At 63.1% G+C, this 22,043-nt stretch carries 15 protein-coding genes and 1 pseudogene; 11 read left to right on the top strand and 5 right to left on the bottom strand.

Features of this window, described 5'->3' with window-relative positions; translation table 11 throughout:
* The first annotated feature begins 102 nt into the window (after positions 1–102).
* Positions 103–2,580 (top strand): TonB-dependent siderophore receptor, encoded by a 2,478-nt coding sequence (locus APH34_RS22480; RefSeq protein WP_156358110.1) that lies wholly within the window; start codon positions 103–105, stop codon positions 2,578–2,580.
* Positions 2,581–2,611: 31 nt separating this feature from the next.
* On the opposite strand, the gene APH34_RS22485 is transcribed toward APH34_RS22480, so the two are convergent.
* Together APH34_RS22485 and APH34_RS22490 are read right to left on the bottom strand one after the other, a co-directional pair.
* Positions 2,612–3,931, bottom strand: a complete 1,320-nt coding sequence (locus APH34_RS22485; RefSeq protein WP_054902991.1) for an LLM class flavin-dependent oxidoreductase — start codon at positions 3,929–3,931, stop codon at positions 2,612–2,614.
* A gap of 69 nt (positions 3,932–4,000) precedes the next feature.
* Positions 4,001–4,942, bottom strand: coding sequence for an ABC transporter substrate-binding protein (locus APH34_RS22490; protein WP_054902992.1), 942 nt, complete (start codon positions 4,940–4,942; stop codon positions 4,001–4,003).
* Positions 4,943–5,235: 293 nt separating this feature from the next.
* On the opposite strand from APH34_RS22490, the gene APH34_RS22495 reads away from it, so the two are divergent.
* Positions 5,236–5,844 (top strand): cysteine dioxygenase, encoded by a 609-nt coding sequence (locus tag APH34_RS22495; protein WP_054902993.1) that lies wholly within the window; start codon positions 5,236–5,238, stop codon positions 5,842–5,844.
* The gene (locus APH34_RS22500) at positions 5,841–7,427 is read left to right on the top strand and encodes a rhodanese-related sulfurtransferase (protein ID WP_054902994.1); all 1,587 of its coding nucleotides are present in this window, start codon (positions 5,841–5,843) and stop codon (positions 7,425–7,427) included. Before APH34_RS22495 ends, APH34_RS22500 begins: the two co-directional genes overlap by 4 nt.
* Positions 7,428–7,472: 45 nt before the next feature.
* On the opposite strand, the pseudogene APH34_RS22505 reads toward APH34_RS22500, so the two are convergent.
* Positions 7,473–7,664 (bottom strand): annotated as a pseudogene (locus APH34_RS22505) (MFS transporter); the annotation flags it as partial.
* Positions 7,665–7,806: 142 nt separating this feature from the next.
* On the opposite strand from APH34_RS22505, the gene mexE reads away from it, so the two are divergent.
* The 5 genes from mexE (at position 7,807) to APH34_RS22530 (ending at position 16,653) form a co-directional block, all read left to right on the top strand.
* On the top strand, positions 7,807–9,048 hold the full coding sequence (gene mexE / locus APH34_RS22510) for a multidrug efflux RND transporter periplasmic adaptor subunit MexE (RefSeq protein ID WP_054902996.1): 1,242 nt from the start codon (positions 7,807–7,809) through the stop codon (positions 9,046–9,048).
* A gap of 12 nt (positions 9,049–9,060) precedes the next feature.
* Positions 9,061–12,240, top strand: a complete 3,180-nt coding sequence (locus APH34_RS22515) for an efflux RND transporter permease subunit (protein ID WP_054902997.1) — start codon at positions 9,061–9,063, stop codon at positions 12,238–12,240.
* Positions 12,237–13,652, top strand: coding sequence for an efflux transporter outer membrane subunit (locus APH34_RS22520; RefSeq protein WP_054902998.1), 1,416 nt, complete (start codon positions 12,237–12,239; stop codon positions 13,650–13,652). Before APH34_RS22515 ends, APH34_RS22520 begins: the two co-directional genes overlap by 4 nt.
* Positions 13,653–13,896: 244 nt before the next feature.
* Positions 13,897–14,952, top strand: a complete 1,056-nt coding sequence (locus APH34_RS22525; protein WP_054902999.1) for a tetratricopeptide repeat protein — start codon at positions 13,897–13,899, stop codon at positions 14,950–14,952.
* A 96-nt stretch (positions 14,953–15,048) separates the two neighbouring features.
* A complete protein-coding gene (locus APH34_RS22530) occupies positions 15,049–16,653 on the top strand; it encodes a response regulator (RefSeq protein ID WP_054903000.1) in 1,605 nt (534 codons plus the stop codon).
* A gap of 6 nt (positions 16,654–16,659) precedes the next feature.
* Here the strand turns inward: APH34_RS22530 and APH34_RS22535 are convergent, their stop codons facing one another.
* Positions 16,660–17,115 (bottom strand): hypothetical protein, encoded by a 456-nt coding sequence (locus APH34_RS22535; RefSeq protein ID WP_054903001.1) that lies wholly within the window; start codon positions 17,113–17,115, stop codon positions 16,660–16,662.
* 305 nt (positions 17,116–17,420) lie between these two features.
* Between APH34_RS22535 and APH34_RS22540 the strand changes: the two genes are divergently transcribed.
* Both APH34_RS22540 and APH34_RS22545 read left to right on the top strand, forming a co-directional pair.
* Positions 17,421–18,104: a type 1 glutamine amidotransferase domain-containing protein gene (locus tag APH34_RS22540; RefSeq protein ID WP_054903002.1), complete on the top strand. Its 684-nt coding sequence runs from the start codon at positions 17,421–17,423 to the stop codon at positions 18,102–18,104.
* A gap of 134 nt (positions 18,105–18,238) precedes the next feature.
* On the top strand, positions 18,239–19,042 hold the full coding sequence (locus APH34_RS22545; RefSeq protein WP_054903003.1) for a CSS-motif domain-containing protein: 804 nt from the start codon (positions 18,239–18,241) through the stop codon (positions 19,040–19,042).
* A 16-nt stretch (positions 19,043–19,058) separates the two neighbouring features.
* Here APH34_RS22545 and hppD read toward each other — a convergent pair whose 3' ends face one another.
* Positions 19,059–20,135: a 4-hydroxyphenylpyruvate dioxygenase gene (gene hppD, locus APH34_RS22550; RefSeq protein ID WP_054903004.1), complete on the bottom strand. Its 1,077-nt coding sequence runs from the start codon at positions 20,133–20,135 to the stop codon at positions 19,059–19,061.
* A gap of 298 nt (positions 20,136–20,433) precedes the next feature.
* On the opposite strand from hppD, the gene APH34_RS22555 reads away from it, so the two are divergent.
* Entirely contained in the window at positions 20,434–22,020 is a 1,587-nt protein-coding gene (locus tag APH34_RS22555; RefSeq protein ID WP_054903005.1) for an EAL domain-containing protein, read from the top strand.
* Positions 22,021–22,043: the final 23 nt, after the last annotated feature.

Genomic DNA, 22,043 nt, shown 5'->3' on the forward strand with positions numbered 1-22,043 from the left:
AGGTAATCCACCGGCACAGCCCCCATCGTCAACGCCACCTCTGCCGCCAGCCCATTCACGGGCTTGGCGCCTGAACCCCTGCGCGCCGTTTACGAGGACATGATGTCAAAAGCCCCTTTCATCGCCCTGCCCCTGGTCTGCCTGCTTGCCCCACTGGCCAACGCCGAAACCACCACCGACGACGACCCGCGCCTGGGCACTGTCACGGTGATCTCCACTGGCCTGCGCGGCAACCAACGCACGGTTGCCGACAGCCCCGCCCCCATCGACGTGCTCAGCAGCGAGCAACTGCTGCGCACTGGGCGAGCCGAGCTGTCGGAGGCCATTTCCAAACTGTTGCCGTCTTTCAATTTCGGCACCAACATCGCCGGTTTCCAGTCCGGTGTACGGCCACTGAGCAACCGTGGCCTTGGGCCGGCCTACACCCTGGTACTGGTCAACGGCAAGCGTCGCCACAACAGCGCCGTGCCGGCCAGCGGCTCGACCGACAACAGCGGCGCCAATGCCGTGGACATCGACATGATCCCGGTCAGCGCGGTGTCGCACATCGAAGTGCTCAAGGACAGCGCGGCGGCCCAGTACGGCTCGGACGCCGTAGCCGGGGTGATCAATATCATCCTCAAGAACGCCAGCAGCGGTGGCCATTACGAGAGCAGTTACGGCCAGCTGTACAGCGGCCAAGGCAACACCACCAAGCTGGCCGGCGACCAGGGCTTTACCCTGGGCGACGGCGGTTTCCTACACCTCTCGGGCGAGGCGCGCAAACGCGGCACGGCCAACTGGATCGACAAAGCCGCGCCAGACTACCGCGCCTACTTCGAGGACGACCGCCAGGCAGCCTGGGACCATCGCGCCGTGAAGAACGGTGACCCCGACCTGCGCGCCTTCAACCTCGGCTACAACGCCGAGTTGCCGCTCGATGACGACCTCAAGCTGTACTCGTTCGCCACCTATGCCGAACGCAAGCTGGAGGCCTACAACAACTACCGGCTGCCCAACAGCAACGCATCGATCCCCGAACTGTTTCCCGACGGCTATTTCCCCTTGAACAACATCAAGGACACTGACTACCAGTGGCTGCTGGGCGCCAAAGGCGTGGCGGGCGCCTGGGACTGGGACCTGTCCACCACCTACGGGCGCAACAAGAACCAGCAGTCCAGCGACCTGACCCTCAACCCGACCTACGGCCCCGCTTCACCCACCTCGTTCAACGACCTGGCGACCCTGCAGTTCGACCAATGGGTGAACAACTTCGACATTACCCGCGCCTTCGACGGGTTGTTCGGCCTGGCGGTGCCCACCCGTGTATCGGCGGGCCTGGAGCATCGCTGGGAGCGTTTTCGCACCTTCGCCGGTGACCCGATCGCCTACAGCGTCGGCCCTTACACCTACCCTGCCACCCTGGCCGACGGCCGCCCCAACCCGCTGTATGCGCTGGCCAACGGCCAGACCGCGGTTGGCGCCCAGGCGGCGTTGACCATTCGCCCGGAAGACGAGGCCGATGTAAAGCGCAACAACTACGCCGCCTATGCAGACCTTGGCCTTGACCTGACACCGCGTTGGTACCTGGGTGCCGCGGCGCGCCTGGAACACTACGACGATGACTCCGGCAACACCGCCAGCTTCAAGCTCAACTCGCGTTATGCACTGACAGACACCGTGGCCGTGCGCGGCACCCTGGGCAGTGGGTTCCGCGCGCCATCGCTGACCCAGAGCGGCTATACCGTCAGCGACAACCGCACCGCACTGGACGCCAACGGCAACGTGGTGCCCGCCCTGCGCCGCACCGTGGCCCCAGGCAGCGCAGCAGCGCTGGCCTTTGGCGGAGACAAGCTCGACCCGGAAAAATCGCGCAACGCCGGCCTGGGCCTGACCTGGCAACCGGCACGGCGCACCAGCGTCACCCTGGATGCCTATCTGATCGACATCGACGACCGCATCCTGCTCAGCGAAAACCTTTACGACCGCCAGAACGGCGCCGGCGCCATTGGCGACATCCTCCAATCCCTGGGCCTGGCCCGCACCACCTGGATCAACTACTACACCAACGCCTTCGATACCCGTACCCGCGGCCTCGACCTGGTGGCCGACCACACCAGCGAGTTCGGCGGCTGGGGCGATGTGCGCTGGACACTGGGGTTCAACTGGAACAAGACCACAGTGCGTGGCGCGCGGGACACGCCGCAAGCGCTGACGGCTGCCGGTATCGACGTGGTCGGCCATGGCCGCCAAGGCGACCTGGTGGCGGCCTCGCCGAAGACCAAATGGGTGCTGGGCAGCCAATGGTTGCTCGGCAACTTCACGGCCACCCTGCAAGCCACCCGCTACGGCAAGGTCGAGACCTGGCAGCAGAACCCTGCCCAGGACCGCAGTTTCGGCGCCAAATGGATCACTGACCTGGACCTCTCCTACCTGCTGCTCGACAGCCTGACGGTGAGCGTGGGCGGCACCAACCTCTTCGATGTGCGGCCGGACAAGCATGGGGTGTACAACGCCAACGGCAACCAGGCAGCGTATGGCAACCCGCCGTTTCACCCCGGGGGTGGGTACTGGTACACAAAACTGGCGTATGATTTCTGACCGGCAATGGGCCGCGCCGCGGCCCTTGCCGTTATTGGCGGAACTGCGGAATCTGCAAGCCCAGGCTTTCGCGCAAGGTGCTGCCTTCATACGCGGTGCGGTATACGCCGCGCGCCTGCAACAGCGGCACCACTTCCTCGGTAAAGCGACGGAACTGCCCTGGGTGGCCAATGTAGATGTTGAAGCCATCCAGCGCCCGCGCCTGGAACCAGTCGGCCATTTTTGCCGCCACGGTTTCTGCCGAGCCTACAAACGCCCCGGGGCGCAACTGGCGGCCGAACTCCACCGCCTGGCGCAAACTGAAGCCTTGTTCCCGCGCCTGGTCGGCAATGCGCTTGGCATTGGTGAAGAAGCTGCTGCGGGCATACTCCAGGCTCTGCTGCGGGAAAGGAGCATCCAGCTCGTACTGGCTGAAGTCGTGCCAGCCGAAGTTGCGCCCGAACTCCTTGAGCGCCAGCGCGAAGCTGTGGTCCTGCTGGTGGTAATGACGTTCGATTTCACGGGCATGTTCGTCGGTGTCACCGACGTAGATCTCTGCCCCCGGCAACACCAGCAGTTGCTCCGGGTCGCGGCCCAGGCGCGCGGCACGAGCCTTGACGTCACGGTAGAACGCCTGGCCCTGCTCGACGCTTGCCGCGTGGGTAAAGATGACATCGGCAGTGGCGGCCCCCAGGTCGCGCCCCTGCTGCGAATCCCCCGCCTGGAAGATCACCGGTTGGCCCTGGGGCGAGCGCTGGATGTTCAGCGGCCCCACGACCGAAAAGTGCTCACCCTTGTGATTCAGCGCATGCAGCTTCGAGGGGTCGAGGAACTGGCCTGTGGCCCGGTCACGCGGGAACGCGTCGTCCTCGTACGAATGCCACAGCCCCTGCACCACCTGCACATGTTCCTGGGCCCGGGCATAGCGGGTGTCGTAGTCGTAGTGTTCGTCACGCCCATAGTTGCCAGCGGTGCCGGCGTCGCCGCTGGTGACCACGTTCCAGCCGGCGCGGCCCTTGCTGATGAGGTCCAGCGAGGCCAGGCGGCGGGCGACGTTATAGGGTTCGTTGTAGGAGGTGGTCAAGGTACCTACCAGGCCGATATGGCGAGTCGTGACGGCCAGGGCGGACAGCAAGGTCAGCGGCTCAAGCCGGTTGAGGTAATGCGACGGCGAACCGGGGGTGATGAACTGGCTGTCGACGATGAACATCAGGTCGAACAGTGCCGCTTCGGCCTGGCGGGCAATGTCGATGTACCAGTCAATGTTGACGCTGGCGTCGGCGGGCAGTTCAGGGTCCAGCCAGAGGTTGTGCCGGCCTGGGCCGCCGCAGCCCATGGTCAGGGCGCCAAGTTTCATTTTGCGGGTGGTCATGGGGATTCCCTGTGTTTTTCGTACCGGCCCGTTTCCGCGCAAGCCCGGGAAAGGCCGGTACAGACAAGATCAGTGATCGCCGGCCAACGCTGCGGCAAACGAGGTGTCGAACAGGCTGGCGGCCGGGTAGGCCTTGATCAGCCCAATGCCTGCGAAGAAGTCCACGGTCTTTTGCGCATCGGCCATCACCTGCGGGCTCAGCGGCGCCACATCAGTGCGCGCACGGGCGAACCACAGGCGGGCGATATCACGGTCAGCCCGGGTGCGACTGGCCCAGGCGTCGGCGTAGGCTTCGGTGTTGGCTGCGTTGCTCAGGGCCCACGTGCGGGCCTTCTTCAAACGCTGCAGGAAGTCGGCGATCTGCGCGCGCTTGGTGTCCACCGACTTGGCGTTGGCGACCACGAAGCTCTGCGCCGGGATCAGCCCTTCGGCCGTCGCCAGCACCCGCGCACCCTGGCGTTCCTGCTGGGTGACATAAGGTTCCCAGGTGGCGATCACGTCCACCGAGCCGCCGTCCAGGGCATGCGAGGCATCCAGCGCGCTGAGGTAACGCAGCTCCAACGCATCGCGGGGCACACCGGCCTTGTCCAGGGCGCTGAACAGCAGCTGCTGGCTCCAGGAGCCCTTCCAGATGGCCGCACGCTTGCCGCGCAGGTCTTCCAGGCTATGGATGTTCGAGTCCTTGCGCGCCAGGATGGCCACGCCCCCGAGGTTCTGCCGGCTGACCGCAACGACCTTGATCGGCGCGCCAAGGGCGCCGAGGAACAGCGGTGGCGCATCGCCCAACAGGCCGAGGTCCAGGCTGCCGACGTTCAGCGCCTCGGCCACCGGGGAGCCTGCGGTGAACTGCTTCCAGTCCAGGGTATAAGGCACATCGTCGAGCACGCCGGCCGCTTCCATCACGGCGCGGGCGTTGTAGCTCTGGTCGCCGACCACCAGGGTTTGCGCGGCTGCAGTCAGGCTCAGGGTGGTGGCCAGCACACCGGCGGCCAGTTGCTTGAGGTATCGCACGTTCGTCTCCAAATGCCCTTGGGGCACTACAGGTCGATCCGCACGTGCGGTCTCGTCGTTTCCAATAGATGTTTTGAATCTAGATAGCGGGATGCTTATAAGCTAACGGTTATAAAACGGGGTGTGAAATGCGCTTTAGGCATAACCTCATGCCTTCGACATGCGCCGATTTCAAAACATAATGGGCCGCCTGTAAATGCATTTTTTGCATCTTAGCTTATACACAAATTGAATTTTGAGAATATTAATAGGCTTTGCTAGGGTTACACCAAACCGTCAGCCGAGCCCGAACCATGAGCCACCCCTTGCGCCACGAGCGCCTGCGCCATTTCATCGGCGCCCTCAGCGACCTGCTCGATCGGGAAACCGACGAGGCCACCCTCCTCGACCAGGGTGAAGCCTTGCTGCGCAGCCTGGTCGCCCACGATGACTGGCTGCCCGACGAACTGGCCCAGCCAGACCCGAACCGTTACCAGCAGTACCTGTTGCACTGTGACTCGCGCCAGCGTTTTTCCGTGGTCAGTTTCGTCTGGGGGCCGGGCCAGCAAACCCCCATCCACGACCACCGCGTCTGGGGCCTGATCGGCATGCTGCGCGGCGCAGAATATTCCCAAGGCTTTGCCGTTACCGAACAGGGGGCGCTGGTGCCTGCGGGCGCGCCGGTGCGTATCGATCCAGGGCATGTGGAAGCCGTGTCACCGCGCATCGGCGACATCCATCAGGTCAGCAATGCGTTTGCTGATCAGGTGTCGATCAGCATCCACGTCTATGGCGCCAACATCGGCGCGGTCAGCCGCGCCGTGTTCCTGCCCGACGGCACGCAGAAGCCATTCATTTCCGGTTATTCCAATACCCATTTGCCCAACATCTGGGACTTGTCCAAAGAGAACCCTGCACCATGAGCACTGTCACCACACGTACCTACCATGACATCCGCCAGGCGTTGCTGGGCGGTGAGGAACTGGCCCTGATCGACGTTCGCGAAGAGGACCCGTTCGCCCAGGAACACCCGCTGTTCGCGGCCAATATTGCGCTGTCGAAACTGGAGCTGGAGGTGTACGCCCGGATACCACGGCGCGATACCGCCATCACCGTCTACGATGCAGGCGAAGGCTTGGCCGCTGTAGCGGCTGAACGCTTGCTGGCCCTGGGTTACAGCGATGTAGCGCTGCTCGAAGGTGGGCTGGAGGGCTGGCGCAGCGCCGGCGGCGAGCTGTTCCGCGATGTCAACGTGCCAAGCAAGGCGTTCGGCGAGTTGCTCGAGAGCGTGCGCCACACGCCCTCGCTGGCCGCCGAACAGGTGCAGGCGCTGCTCGATGCCAAGGCCGATGTGGTGGTGCTCGACGCCAGGCGATTCGACGAATACCAGACCATGAGCATCCCGGGGGGCATCAGCGTACCGGGTGCCGAGCTGGTACTGCGGGTGGCGGAGCTGGCGCCCAACCCGACTACGCAGGTGATCGTCAACTGTGCCGGGCGCACCCGCAGCATCATCGGCACCCAGTCACTGGTCAACGCTGGCATCCCCAACCCGGTGGCCGCGCTGCGCAACGGTACTATCGGCTGGACGCTGGCCGGGCAACAACTGGCCCATGGGCAGGACAGGCAGTTCGCTGCCGTGAGCGACGCTACCCGGGCCGATGCCGCGGCACGGGCGCGCAAGGTGGCGGACCAGGCGGGTGTGTCGCGGCTGGACCGCGAAGCCCTGGCTGCCTGGCAGGCCGACACCGGCCGCACGACCTACCTGTTCGACGTTCGCACCCCGGAGGAATACGCCAAGGGGCACTTGCCCAACAGCCGCTCGGTGCCGGGCGGGCAACTGGTCCAGGAGACCGATCACGTTGCCAGCGTACGCGGGGCACGCATCGCGCTGGTGGATGACGACGGTGCGCGAGCCAACATGAGCGCCTCGTGGCTGGCCCAGATGGGCTGGCAGGTGGCGGTGGTGGATGGCCTTTCGGCTGCCGACTTCAGCCAGGCCGGCGAATGGCAGGCACCGCTGCCCGCGTTGCCGCAGGTAACGGAAATCGGCGTGGGGCAACTGCGCGACTGGCAGCAAGCGCCTGGCACCGTTGTGCTGGACTTCACTGCCAGCGCCAACTACGTAAAACGCCATATCCCCGGTGCCCATTGGGCCATTCGGGCCCAGTTGCCCCAGGCGCTGGAGCGACTGCCGGTGGCCGAACGCTATGTGTTGACCTGCGGCAGCAGCCTGTTGGCACGGTTTGCGGCGGCTGACCTGCAGACGCTGACGCAAACCCCGGTGTACGTGCTCGAAGGCGGCACGGCCCGGTGGATAGCGGCTGGCGAGCCCGTGGAGGCGGGCGAAACGCACCTGGCGGCGGCGCGCACTGACCGTTATCGTCGGCCTTACGAGGGAACGGACAACCCGCGTGAAGCCATGCAGGGTTACCTGGACTGGGAGTTCGGTCTGATTGCGCAACTGGAGCGCGATGGCACCCATGGGTTCCGCGTATTGAGCTGAGGGTACAGGGCCGCAGTGCGGCCCTTTTTCAGCGCCTGGCCGCGCCTACAGCTTCACTGCGCGACTTTGCTGCACCCGCCGCATCACCGCCCCCACCAGTACGACGTTGACCAACGCCAGCAGGCACAACGTCAGCAGTACCCCCATCGCACCAAAGTGCTCGAACAGATAGCCGCCTATCACCGGTGTCAATGCCTGCCCGATCAGCGAAGGCCGCGACATGCGCCCCATCAGCACCCGGCACCCTACCATGCCTGCCATCGATGAAATATCCCGACATATCATTGCGCGTGATAATAACCTTCGCTCCGTTCGATTCGTGCGTCGCGCGCAAGGCACTCACACTCCGCCCACTACTAATACATTGGCGGAGTTCTCCATGGATCACTCACTCAAACCCTTGCGCTTTCCCCTCGCTGCCCTGGCAGTGGTGGTGCTCAGCGCTTGTGGCCGCACCCCCGACGCCGTGCAAGCTCCCGCCGCGCCCAAGGTCAGCGTCGCCAAGGTCATCGAGCAGCCGATCAACGAATGGGACGAGTTCACTGGCCGCCTCGAAGCACCGGAAACCGTCGAAATACGCCCACGGGTGTCCGGCCAGATTGACCTGGTCGGCTTCACCGAAGGTGCCCAGGTCAAGAAAGGCGACCTGCTGTTCCAGATCGACCCGCGCCCGTTCCAGGCTGAGGTGCGCCGCCTCGAAGCGCAGTTGCAACAGGCCAAGGCCACTGCCGTGCGCAGCGCCAACGAAGCCCGCCGCGGCGAGCGCCTGCGTGACAGCAACGCCATTTCCGCCGAGCTGGCCGAATCGCGCAGCAGCGCTGCTGCCGAAGCCCGCGCCGGCGTCGATGCCATCCAGGCCCAGCTCGATCTGGCCCGCCTGAACCTCAGCTTCACCCGCGTGACTGCGCCCATCAGCGGCCGCGTCAGCCGTGCCGAGTACACCGCCGGCAACATCGTCACCGCCGACGTCACGCCACTGACCAGCGTGGTCTCCACCGACAAGGTCTACGCCTACTTCGACGCCGACGAGCGCGTGTACCTCAAGTACACCCAGCTGGCACGCGAAGGCCAGCGCGGTCAGACCACCCCGGTCTACCTGGGCCTGACCAACGAAACCGGCAACCCGCACCTGGGCCAGATGAACTTCGTCGACAACCAGGTCAACCCGCGTACCGGCACCATCCGTGGCCGCGCCGTGTTCGACAACCGTGATGGCCAGTTCACCCCAGGCCTGTATGCACGCCTGAAGCTGGTCGGCAGCGCACAGTACGACGCCATGCTGATCAACGACGAAGCCGTGGGCACTGACCTTGGCAAGAAGTTCGTGCTGGTCATGGACAAGGACAACAAGGCGACCTACCGCGCCGTGGAGCTGGGGCCCAAGCTCGAAGGCCTGCGTATCGTGCGCAGTGGCCTGGCCAAAGACGATCGCATCGTGGTCAAGGGCCTGCAGCGCGTGCGCCCCGGTTCGCCCGTCACGCCGGAAGAAACACCCATGGCCAGCGAGCAGACCCTCGCCGCGCTCGCCCAGCAGCGCCAGGCCCTGGAAGCCAGCAACAGCGTGCGCAACGTAGCGGGCTCCACTGAGAAAGTCGCCAGCGCCCAGGCGCCACGCGGTTAAGGGATCACACCGATGAACTTTTCGAAATTCTTCATTACCCGGCCGATCTTCGCCGCGGTGCTGTCGTTGGTGCTGCTGATCGCCGGTTCGATCGCGCTGTTCCAGCTGCCGATCAGCGAATACCCGGAAGTGGTGCCCCCCACCGTGGTGGTGCGCGCCAACTTCCCCGGTGCCAACCCCAAGGTCATCGGCGAAACCGTCGCCGCGCCGCTGGAGCAGGCCATCACGGGTGTCGAGAACATGCTGTACATGTCCTCGCAATCCACCGCCGATGGCAAGCTGACCCTGACCATCACCTTCGCCCTGGGTACCGACCTGGACAACGCGCAGGTGCAGGTACAGAACCGGGTCACCCGCACCCAGCCCAAGCTGCCGGAGGAAGTGACGCGCATCGGTATCACCGTCGACAAGGCATCGCCCGACCTGACCATGGTGGTGCACCTGACCTCGCCGGACAACCGTTACGACATGCTCTACCTGTCCAACTACGCCATCCTCAACATCAAGGATGAGCTGGCGCGCCTGGGCGGCGTGGGCGACGTGCAACTGTTCGGCATGGGCGACTACTCACTGCGGGTGTGGCTCGACCCGAACAAAACCGCTTCGCGCAACCTGACCGCCAGTGATGTGGTGGCCGCCATTCGCGAGCAGAACCGCCAGGTCGCTGCCGGCCAGTTGGGCGCCCCGCCCGCCCCCGGCTCGACCAGCTTCCAGCTGTCGATCAACACTCAAGGCCGCCTGGTCAACGAGGAAGAGTTCGAGAACATCATCATCCGTGCCGGTGCCGATGGCGAGATCACACGCCTCAAGGACATTGCCCGGGTCGAACTCGGTTCCAGCCAGTACGCCCTGCGCTCGCTGCTGAACAACCAGCCGGCCGTGGCCCTGCCGATCTTCCAGCGCCCAGGCTCCAATGCCATCGAGATTTCCGACGAAGTACGGGCGAAGATGGCCGAACTGAAGAAGGACTTCCCCGAGGGCATGGACTACAGCATCGTCTATGACCCGACCATCTTCGTACGCGGTTCCATCGAGGCGGTGGTGCACACCTTGTTCGAAGCGCTGGTGCTGGTGGTGCTGGTGGTGATCCTGTTCCTGCAGACCTGGCGCGCCTCGATCATTCCGCTGCTGGCCGTGCCGGTGTCGCTGATCGGTACCTTTGCCGTGATGCACCTGTTTGGCTTCTCGCTCAACGCCCTGTCGCTGTTCGGGCTGGTATTGGCCATCGGCATCGTGGTGGACGACGCCATCGTTGTGGTGGAGAACGTCGAACGTAATATCGGGCTGGGCCTTCCCCCGCTGGAAGCCACGCAAAAGGCCATGAGCGAGGTGACCGGGCCGATCATCGCCACCGCCCTGGTACTGTGCGCGGTGTTCGTTCCTGCCGCGTTCATTTCTGGTCTTACCGGGCAGTTCTACAAGCAGTTCGCCCTGACCATTGCCATCTCGACCGTGATCTCGGCGTTCAACTCGCTGACCCTGTCGCCAGCCTTGGCCGCGGTGCTGCTCAAGGATCACCATGCACCCAAGGACCGTTTCTCGCGGTTCCTGGAGAAACTGCTGGGCAGCTGGCTGTTCGCGCCGTTCAACCGTTTCTTCGACCGCGCGAGCCACCGCTACGTTGGCGGCGTGCGTCGGGTCATCCGCTCCAGCGGTATCGCCCTGTTCGTGTATGCCGGGCTGATGGGCCTGACCTACCTGGGCTTCTCGTCCACCCCAACCGGTTTCGTGCCGGCCCAGGACAAGCAGTACCTGGTAGCCTTCGCCCAACTGCCTGATGCGGCGAGCCTCGACCGTACCGAGGCGGTGATCAAGCGCATGAGCGAAATCGCCTTGAAGCAACCCGGCGTTGCCGATTCGGTTGCCTTCCCGGGCCTGTCGATCAACGGTTTCACCAACAGCCCCAACAGCGGCATCGTGTTCACCCCGCTCAAGCCGTTCAATGAGCGCAAAGACCCAAGCCAGTCGGCAGCGGCCATTGCGGCCGCGCTGAACGCCCAGTTCGCCGACATCCAGGATGCCTACATCGCGATCTTCCCACCGCCGCCGGTACAGGGCCTGGGCACCATCGGCGGCTTCCGCCTGCAGATCGAGGACCGCGGCAACCTGGGCTACGAAGCGCTGTACAAGGAAACCCAGAACATCATCGCCAAGAGCCACAACGTGCCGGAACTGGCGGGCCTGTTCACCAGCTACCAGGTCAACGTGCCGCAGGTCGATGCCGCCATCGATCGGGAGAAGGCCAAGACCCATGGCGTGGCGATTACCGACATCTTCGACACCCTGCAGGTCTACCTGGGCTCGCTGTACACCAACGACTTCAACCGCTTTGGCCGTACCTATCAGGTCAATGTCCAGGCGGAACAGCAGTTCCGCCTCGACGCCGAGCAGATCGGCCAGTTGAAGGTGCGCAACAACCTGGGCGAGATGATCCCGCTGGCGACCTTCCTCAAGGTCAGCGATACCTCCGGACCGGATCGCGTGATGCACTACAACGGCTTCATCACCGCGGAAATCAACGGTGCGGCCGCCCCTGGCTACAGCTCCGGCCAGGCCGAAGCCGCCATCGAGAAACTGCTGAAAGAGGAACTGCCCAACGGCATGACCTTCGAGTGGACCGACCTGACCTATCAACAGATCCTTTCGGGCAATACTGCACTGTTGGTGTTCCCGCTCTGCGTGTTGCTGGCGTTCCTGGTGCTGGCTGCCCAGTACGAGAGCTGGAGCCTGCCGTTGGCGGTGATCCTGATCGTGCCGATGACGCTGCTGTCGGCCATCACTGGGGTGATCGTCTCGGGAGGTGACAACAACATCTTCACCCAGATCGGCCTGATCGTACTGGTGGGCCTGGCATGCAAGAACGCGATCCTGATCGTCGAGTTCGCCAAGGATGAGCAGGCCAAGGGCCTGGATCCGCTGGCTGCGGTACTGGAAGCCTGCCGCCTGCGTCTGCGCCCGATCCTGATGACCTCGATCGCCTTCATCATGGGTGTGGTACCGCTGGTGTTCTCCTCCGGTGCCGGCTCGGAAATGCGCCACGCCATGGGTGTCGCGGTGTTCTCGGGGATGATTGGTGTCACCGTGTTCGGGCTGTTCCTGACCCCGGTGTTCTTCTTCCTGATCCGCCGTTTCGTCGAACGTCGCCAGGCCCGCAAGGCCGAACGCGTTCAATCGCTGGAGAGCCATGCATGAACCTGCTCAAACCCCTGACCCCAAGCCTGCTGGCACTGGCCTTGGCGGCCTGCGCAGTAGGCCCGGACTACAAGACCCCGGACACTGAACCGGCGCGTCTGGACAGCGATATGCAAGCCAAGGCCTTTGACCGCAGCCGTTTCGAAAGCGTGTGGTGGAAGCAGTTCGACGACCCGGTGCTGAACCAGTTGGTGCAGGCCTCACTGGAGGGCAACCGCGACCTGCGCGTGGCCTTTGCCAGGCTCAAGTCGGCACGGGCGATCCGCGATGATGCCGCCAACGACCAGTTGCCAGTGATCACCAGCCGCGCCAGCAGCGAGATCGGCAAGGGCCAGATCCCCGGCCAGACCGAGCAGCGGGTCAACAGCGAGCGATACGACCTGGGCCTGGACATGGCCTGGGAGCTCGACTTGTTCGGCCGCATCCAGCGTCAGATCGAAGCCAGCGATGCCCAGGCCGCGGCGGCGCAGGCCGATTTGCAGCAACTGCAGGTCAGCCTGATCGCGGAACTGGTAGACGCCTATGGCCAACTGCGTGGTGCGCAGTTGCGTGAAAAGATCGCCGTCGCCAACCTCAAGACCCAGCAGGAGTCCCGCAACATCACCGTAACCCTGCGCGACGCCGGGGTTGGCAACGAACTGGACGTGGTGCGCGCCGATGCCCGTCTGGCCGGCGTCGAAGCCACCGTGCCACAGTTGCAAGCCGAACAGGCCCGCGCGCGCCATCGGATCGCGACACTGCTGGGCCAGCGCCCGGACGCGCTGACGGTGGACCTTTCGCCAAAAGCCCTGCCGGCCATCGCCAAGGCCCTGCCGGTGGGCGACCCCGGTGAGCTACTGCGCCGCCGCCCGGACATCCGCAGCGCCGAGCGCCAGCTGGCAGCCGCCACGGCCAATGTCGGCGTGGCAACGGCCGACCTGTTCCCACGGGTCAGCCTCAGCGGGTTCCTGGGCTTCACTGCCGCGCGCGGTTCGCAGATTGGCTCGTCCGCTGCCAACGCCTGGGGCCTGGGCCCGAGCATCACCTGGGCAGCGTTCGACCTGGGCAGCGTGCGTGCGCGTCTGCGCGGTGCCAAAGCCGATGCCGAAGGCGCCCTGGCCAACTACGAACAGCAGGTATTGCTGGCCCTTGAGGAATCGGCCAATGCCTTCAGCGACTACGACAAGACCCAGCAGCGACTGCTGTCGCTGATGCGCCAGAGCGATGCCAGCCGCAAAGCGGCAGACCTGGCCTCGGTGCGCTATCGCGAAGGTACGGTCGACTACCTGGTGCTGCTCGATGCGGAACGTGAACGGCTCAGCGCCGAAGATGCGCAGGCGCAGGGCGAGGTCGAGCTGTATCGCGGGATCGTCTCGATCTACAAGGCACTGGGCGGTGGCTGGCAGCCAGAAACAGTAGCCAGCACACGCTGATTCACCCGCTTTCAACGGCTCCTTTGGTTGGATCCTCCCCCAACCGTTTGCCCCGCAGGCCTCGGCCCGCGGGGCTTTTTTATGTGGCCAGGGCAGGCTCTGCCGCCGGTGTACTCCAGGCCCCGTGAAATGCCTTTACCCAGCCGCTTTGCCTGCAGCGTTGGCGCTGCGGGCACCTTAACGGTGCTTGCAGCCCACGACGTTCTGCCCCAAGCTCTTTGTTCCCGCCGCCATGGACTACCCAATGCCCAGACGCCACCGCTACCTGATCGCTGTACTGCTGCTGATTCTGGTATCGATCGGTATCGTCTACTTGCGTCGGGACACCCAACCCACGCCGCCGACATTGCCTGCGCATAGCTACGCCAAGGCCTTGCGCCAGGCCCACGACGGCCAGCCAGGCGCCGCGCGGGTGCTCTACCAACAACTGCAACGCGACGACCTGCCCCCGATCCGTCGCGCAGCCCTGTACGAAGAGCTGCCCAATTACCAATCGCCCCAGGCACTGAAGCTGGCGCGTCTGGACCTGGAAAACGACGACCCGCTGGTGCGCCGCGCAGCCATCGCCAGCATCCGTCGCCTGCTGCCGGCATCACAGCGCAGCCTGGCGTTGGGGCCGCTACTGGATGATGACGAGCAAAGCGTACGCTTCGCTGCCGTGGATGCCTTGCTCGGCCTGGACCCCGACGCCATCGGCCTTTACTTCGGCCCTTTGCAGGCCGCCCTGGAGCAGTACCAGCAAGCCCTGGAGCAGCAACCTGACGACGCCGAGGCGCAAGTGCACCTGGCGCGGCTGTATTTGCACGAAAATGACTATGCCCAGGCCCAGGCTGCGCTGCAGCGCAGCCTTGCAGTGGCGCCGGACAGCCTTGACGCGCTGGCCACACAGGTGCGCCTGCTGGAGCGCCAGGGCCAGCATGACCCGTCCAGGCAAGTCCTGGGCAAGGCCTTGGCACTGCGCCCGGACTCGGCGTTTCTGCAGCATGAGCTCGGCCTTTGGCTGATCCGCCACGACCAGCGCGAGTATGCCCTGCTGGCCTTGTCACGCGCCGTGGAACTGGAGCCGGACAACGCCGATTATCGCTACACACTGGCGGTTACCCTGCATGACCTCGAACAGGCCGATGCCGCGCAGAAACAGCTTGAAACCCTGCTCAGCCGGCAACCGGCCAATCGCCGGGCACGGGTGCTGCTGATTCAATACTGGAAAGAAACCGGCCAGTTGCAGAATGTGCAGGTTCTGCTTGCCGAGCTAGAGCGGCAAAACCCGGATGACCCTTTCCTGCAACAGGGGTTGTAGTTAGGTTGAACCCTGTACAAGTGCCCGTGGTCCAGTGGGTATCGGACCACTTATGGCATGGCCAAGCACCGGCAGTGCCCCTGAAGGAGAATCGCTTTGGCCAGCCCGCTGTCGCTGGACGAACGTGCCTTGATTCTGGCACCCCCGCAACTGGCCACGGACACTTCGAGGTTACTGGCCAGCGCGGGTATCGACTGCCTCTGCGCGGACGACATCGACAACCTGCAGGCCCACCTTACTGAAGGTGCAGGCATGGCGATCATAGCCCAGCATACCCTCGACAACAGCCCAAGTGCTGTGCTGCAAGGGTTCATCGACCAGCAACCAAGCTGGTCGGACCTGCCGATTGTGCTGCTCACCCAGGCTTGCCCCTCGGCCGGCACACCGCCCGACCACCCCTTGGGTAACCTGACCTTGCTGGCCACACCCTTTGACGATGCACAGTTGCTGCAACTGATTCGGGTGGCGCTGCGCAACAGGCGCCGCCAGTATCGCGCGCGCGATCAAATGCTCGATCTGCAACACCGCCTGGAAGCTCGCAGCGAGGCGCAGCAGGCTGCCGAGCTGGCCGTGCAGCAGACCCGCAAAATGGAGGCAATCGGCCAATTGGCTGGCGGCGTGGCCCATGACTTCAATAATCTGCTGACCAGTATCGGCGGCAGCTTCGAGTTGATTGAGCGGCGCCTGAAACAAGGCCGTAGCCAAGGCCTGGAAGGCATCCTGCACATGGGGCAGGAAGCGGTGTCGCGTGCAGCGCGGCTCACTCATCGGTTGTTGGCGTTTTCTTCACGGCAATCGCTGCATAGCCAACGCATCGACCTGCATGCCTTGCTCCAGACACAGCGGCTCGGCGCGGCACACCAGCACGCCGTGGTCCTGCAACTGGACCTGCCGGCAAACCTCTGGCCGGTGGAGGCGGACGATGCGCAGTTGCAAGAGGCCGTCGACAACCTGCTGATCAACGCGTGCGAGGCCATGCCCAGCGGCGGGGTGCTGCGCATCGAAGCGTGTAATCGGCAGGTTCTGGCGCAACAGTTCGCTGTCGCGGGCCTTGCCGAGGGTGAGTATGCTTGCCTGAGCATCATCGACAACGGCCAGGGCATGTCGCAAAGCACCCTTGAACATGCCTTCGACCCGTTCTTCAGCACCAAGCCGATCGGCCAGGGGGTCGGGCTGGGGCTCTCGATGGTGTACGGGTTCAGTAAGCAGTCCCAAGGTCATGTGGTGCTCAATAGCCGCATGGGCCAAGGGACGCGAGTGGACCTGTATCTGCCGCGCCACCTCGACAAGGCGCCCAAGCCAATGCCTACGCCCTCACCCCGCCCGGCTGACCATGGCCGTAACGTGCTGTTGGTCGAAGATGACCCGCACGTACGGGAACTGTTATGCCAGGCGCTGCACGAAGACGGCTTTTCCTGTGCCAGCGTTACCAACGCCAGCGAAGCGCTGCAAGTCCTGCGTGCCGGCCAACCTGTCGACCTGCTGGTCACCGATGTGGGCCTGCCCGGTATGAATGGCCGCCAGCTCGCAGAAATCTCCCGCAACTTGCGCCCGCTGCTACCGGTCTTGTTCATTACCGGTTACGCCGAGACGGCGATGGCCCGAGAAGGCTTTCTTGCCCCAGGCATGCAATTGATCTGCAAGCCGTTCGAACTCAAGCACTTGAAGGCACAAATAGCAAAAATGCTCGACGAAGTTTAAGTCTCACTAAGCCCCGCCACCGTTGGCCAAGGTGGTCCCATCGCTCATGGTTCTTACCGCCGTATGCAGCATACCCGCCACTTCATGCTGCTCATTGAACAGGGGGGTGTAGCTGAAGAGGTACCACGCCGACGCTTCGGCATCCCCATGTTGGATCGCACGAGGGTTAGCCTCGAGCAGCCCGATACCGCTCTCCATTACCTTGAACACCTTTGGGCCGATGTCGCCCCAGGCCGTCTCCCACACCGTATCGAAGCGCTTGCCGAGGGCGTCGTCGCGGGCGTTCAGCAAGGCGGCATAGCCATCGTTATGGATCACGGTCATGTCCCCACCCCAGACTACGGCACTGGGAAAGGGGGAAAGGAGCATCATGTCCACGGCGATGCGCAACGAGGGCTGCCAATACGGCAGCGGCCCAAGTTCGGTTTTTCGCCAGTTGAAGGTGCTGATGCGTTGTACCATCGCCCCTTGCACTTTTGCCCGAAGCGCCAACTCAACAGGTTGTATCGCAGGAGTGGATGAAGCGCGGTATGCAAACACTATGCTGCCTCCATCATTAAGTGGATGAAGAAGCCTCGGCCTCATCATCTGCTGCAAGTTCGATTACTGCAATACCGAACGTTTGAATTAGCCCGCACTACTTAATACCCGCTAAATAGTAGCACAGCGCCATTGTGGCAGCGGTGCAAACCACAACTATGCTCATTAGGTTTCCCCCGGCATCATGCAGTGGCTTTCCCTGATTTGACACCAATGGGAGCGTGGTAATGAGCAAGAAGATGCTGGTGGTGCTGACCAACACAGCCAAATACCCGAGCCTGACCCGCGCCACCGGCCTGTGGCTGGGGGAAGCGGTGCATTTCGTCGATAAGGTGCAAAACGCCGGGTACACCGCTGATTACGTAAGCCCTGGCGGGGGTTACGTGCCGATCGACCCGCACAGCCTGCAAATGGCACCGGAACTGGACTGGCAATGGTATAACGACAAGTCGTTCATGAACCGCCTCGGTGCCTCACTGCCCCCCGGCAAGGTCAACGCGGCCGATTACTGCGCCATCTATTACGCTGGCGGCCACGGGGTGATGTGGGACTTCCCCGAAAACCAGCACCTACAGGAGCTGGCGCGCAAGATCTATGAACAGAACGGTGTCGTTGCCGCGGTATGCCACGGCGTAGTCGGGCTGCTGAACATCAAGCTCAGCGATAACCGCCTACTGCTCAAGGATCGTCAGATCACCGGCTTTTCCAACATTGAGGAAAAACTGGCCGAGCTTGAAAGTGCGGTGCCTTTCCTGACGGAAAACGAACTGCGCGCCCGCGGCGGCATTTACAGCAAGCATGAAGACCCCTGGAAACCGTTCGTGGTTTGCGATGACCGGGTTATCACCGGCCAAAACCCCGCCTCCACGGGCCTGTTGGCCGAGAAGGTACTTTCGGTACTGAGTTCGTGATCGGTCTTACGCCAAGGCGCTACCAATCCCAAGCTAAAAACGGCTACGGATTACAGTAGCGCCCCTGCTGGATACATAGGCTCTTCGTTCAACAGTCCATCACGGACGGCTTCGAACAGGAGGGCAGCAGGCCCATGGCAAAATTCAGGATTGGCACTCGAAGAATGCTGGAGGTGTTGCTGACGCTGGTAATCAGCTTGGTGCCCGTCGTTTCAGGCCTGGCGGTCATGCTTTACCAGCAAGACAAGAAGCTTGAAGACAACGCACGTGTGTCAGTGCAGGAGGCCATCTTTTCCATCGACCTTGCACTGGACCGGTTGCGCGCAGCGGCCATCACAGCAATGCCTTTTGCCGGCAGCCCTTGCGAATCGGCCAAGGAGCACCTGCTCAAACAGGTTCAAGACATCCACTTCCTGCGTGCGCTGGCGGTGGCCACCGATGGCCAAACTTACTGCGACACCTTGGTTCCTGCCCTGGATACCGGCTCGCTGTTCGCGCACTCGCAATCTTCGGTAAAACTGATTTTCGATTCACCCGCTACCCCCAACGCAGTTCTGGTCGCCTACCAGCTTCGCGAAGGCGACGTGAGCGTCATTGCGACGACCTATGGCTTAGAGCTGCGTAACGAGCTTCGTGGCTTTCAAGATGGCCTGACGTTGCTGCTGGAATTCGACGACCTGTACATCTGGGCAGATGGCGACAGCCGAGACCTTGCCCCACCCTCGCAAGCCGAGTTCTTCAAGACAGGCAAATCGAGCAAGTTCGGCTACACCGTCAAGGCTGGCTACGCAGAGGGTTTCACCGCCCAGGAAACGCAACAGGCACTGCGCCAGATCCTTCCGTCACTTTCCCTGGTGGGGATCATTACCGGTTCGATCGTCTTCTGGGGGGCGTTCAGGCAGCGTGGCAAGCGGGGTCGTACCGCCGTCGAGGGGTGACGGCGGTACGCGTTACTCATTCAGCATTGAGCACGCCGCGCCGCACCTGATCACGTTCGATGGATTCGAACAGGGCCTTGAAGTTGCCTTCGCCAAAGCCATCGTCGCCCTTGCGCTGAATGAACTCGAAGAACACCGGCCCGAGCAGGGTTTCCGAGAAGATCTGCAGCAGCAGACGCCTGTCACCTGGCTCGGACGCCCCGTCGAGCAGAATGCCGCGGGCCTGCAGCTCGCCAACCGGCTCCCCGTGGCCTGGTAGACGCTCTTCGAGCATCTCGTAATAGGTCTGTGGCGGCGCTGTCATGAAGCGCATGCCATAACCCTTGAGCGCGTCCCACGTCTTGATCAGATCGTCGGTGAGGAATGCCACATGCTGAATGCCCTCGCCGTTGAACTGCATGAGGAACTCTTCGATCTGCCCCGCCCCTTTGGACGACTCCTCGTTCAGCGGAATGCGGATCATGCCGTCTGGAGCGGTCATGGCCTTGGAAGTCAGGCCGGTGTACTCACCCTTGATGTCGAAGTAGCGAATTTCACGGAAGTTGAACAGCTTCTCGTAGAAACCGGCCCAATAGGCCATGCGTCCGCGATAAACGTTGTGGGTCAGGTGGTCGATGATCTTCAGCCCCGCGCCTACCGGGTGACGGTCGACGCCCTCGATGAAGTTGAAATCGATATCGTAGATCGAGCTGCCCTCTTCAAAGCGGTCGATCAGGTACAGCGGCGCACCACCGATGCCCTTGATCGCCGGCAGGCGCAACTCCATCGGGCCGGTTTCGATTTCTACTGGCTGTGCACCCAGCTCCAGGGCACGGGCATAGGCCTCGTGGGCATTGCGTACACGAAACGCCATGCCACATACCGACGGGCCGTGCTCGGCAGCAAAGTACGAGGTGATGCTCTTGGGCTCATTGTTGAGGATCAGGTTGATGCCACCCTGGCGATACAGGTGCACGTCCTTGGAACGGTGGGTAGCCACCTTGGTGAAACCGAGCATCTGGAAGACCGGTTCCAGAACCCCGGGAGTCGGTGATGCCAGTTCAATGAATTCGAAGCCCATCAGGCCCATTGGATTGTCGAAGATATCAGCCATGTTCATGTCCTCATCAGAAGCAAAAATTATCGAATGCCGGGGATGCTGGACAGAATTGGCGGTGAACATGGGATGCCTCGCACGCTGCGGGCGAGGAAGTCACCAATGATCAGTTTGAACCCTTGGTATCTCATAGGGACCCATTCTCGTTGGGCTGATCCTTCAGTGGCGAAGGACCTTATTGTTGTATTCGTAAACCGATTCTACAGTGCGTAAATTCCTTTGTCGCGTATTTGTTGGCCGCCCGATCTGACATACGGCTATCCTCACTACTTTCCTACCTGAAGATTAGGACAGCATGCCCCTCAGCGTAAAAACCCGCTCCCGTTGGAATTGGCGCTCCCTGCTTCCCTGGGTCATTGGCCTACTGCCACTGGTGTTCGGCCTGATGGTGATGAACTGGCAAATCGATCGTGACCTGCGCACGAGCAGCCAGGCCACCACCCGCCAGGTGGTGGCGCAAATCGAACGCGTTCTGGACAACCTCGCCGGCGCTGCACAGGCGTTGCTGCCGCTGGCTGGCACCCCCTGCGTAGAGGCTCAACTGGCCCTGCGTGGCGAAGTCACGCGCAATGCCTTCGTGCGCTCCACCAACCTGGTGCGGGACAACACCCTGTATTGCTCGTCGTTGTTCGGCGAGTTCGACGAGCCTGTCGACGCGGCGGACTACACCGATGGCAAGCTGTGGCTGATGGATGGCAATTCGGTGACGCCAGGCCACGCGCTGCTGGTGTATCGCGCCAGCGACGGTGATCACGGCGCGATCACGACCGTGGACGGCGACCACTTGTTGACAGCCTTGCGCCTGATCGGCGCCAACGAGGAACTGCAACTGCGCGTCGGCAACCATTGGCTGGGCAAGGACGGCGTGGTGCGCACAGGCCAGCCGCCCCTTGCAGCGATCGCGGACGTGACCCTGGGATCAACGCGTTATCCCTTTAGCGTGCACGGGGGGTATGCCGACGGCAAACGCAGCGAAGTGCTGCGCGACCATTACCCTGCCCTGCTCAGCCTGCTGCTGGCACTGGGCGTGGCAGCCGGTAGCGTATGCCGCTGGCAGATCCGCCGTGCCAACTCACCGCGTGCCGAACTGCGCCGCGCCCTGGAGGCTGATGAGTTCGTCCCGTACTTTCAGCCAGTGGTACGCAAAGGCGATTACCGCTGGGCCGGTGCCGAGGTGCTGATGCGTTGGAACCACCCCCATGAAGGCCTGGTACGTCCCGATCTGTTCATTCCGTATGCCGAGCACAGCGGGCAGATCATCGACATGACCCGTTCGCTCATGCTGCACACTGCGCAAAACCTTGCCCCTTACGCTGCGTTGCTTGAAGACGGCTTTCATATCGGCATCAACATCACTGCCGACCACTGCCGCGACCTGGCGCTCATCGACGACTGCCGCACCTTTCTTCAACACTTCCCGCCCGGGCGAGTGGTGCTGACGCTGGAGCTGACCGAACGCAAGCTGATCGAGGCGACCCCGGTCACCTTGGAACTGTTCGAAAAACTGCATGAAATGGGCGTGATGATCGCCCTGGACGACTTCGGCACCGGCCAGTCAAGCCTCAACTACCTGCGTCAGTTCAAGGTCGACTACCTTAAGATCGACCAGAGCTTCGTAGCGATGATCGGCGGCGACGCGCTGTCGCAACATATCCTGGACAGCATCATCGAACTGTCGGCCAAGCTGGGCCTTGGGATCGTCGCCGAAGGGGTGGAAACGGACGTGCAGCGCGACTACCTGGCCCGTCACGGGGTGGACTTCCAGCAAGGCTACCTGTTCGCCCGGCCGATGCCTGCTGCCGACTTTCTCCAGGCCTTGGCCACACGCCCAGGTGTTGCGCGGTTGCCGCAGGACGCGCCCCCTGAGATCATGCGCGGCTGACCCACCCGCTCATTCCCCTATCC

This window comes from Pseudomonas sp. NBRC 111131 (genome assembly GCF_001320525.1).
GTDB lineage: Bacteria > Pseudomonadota > Gammaproteobacteria > Pseudomonadales > Pseudomonadaceae > Aquipseudomonas > Aquipseudomonas ceruminis.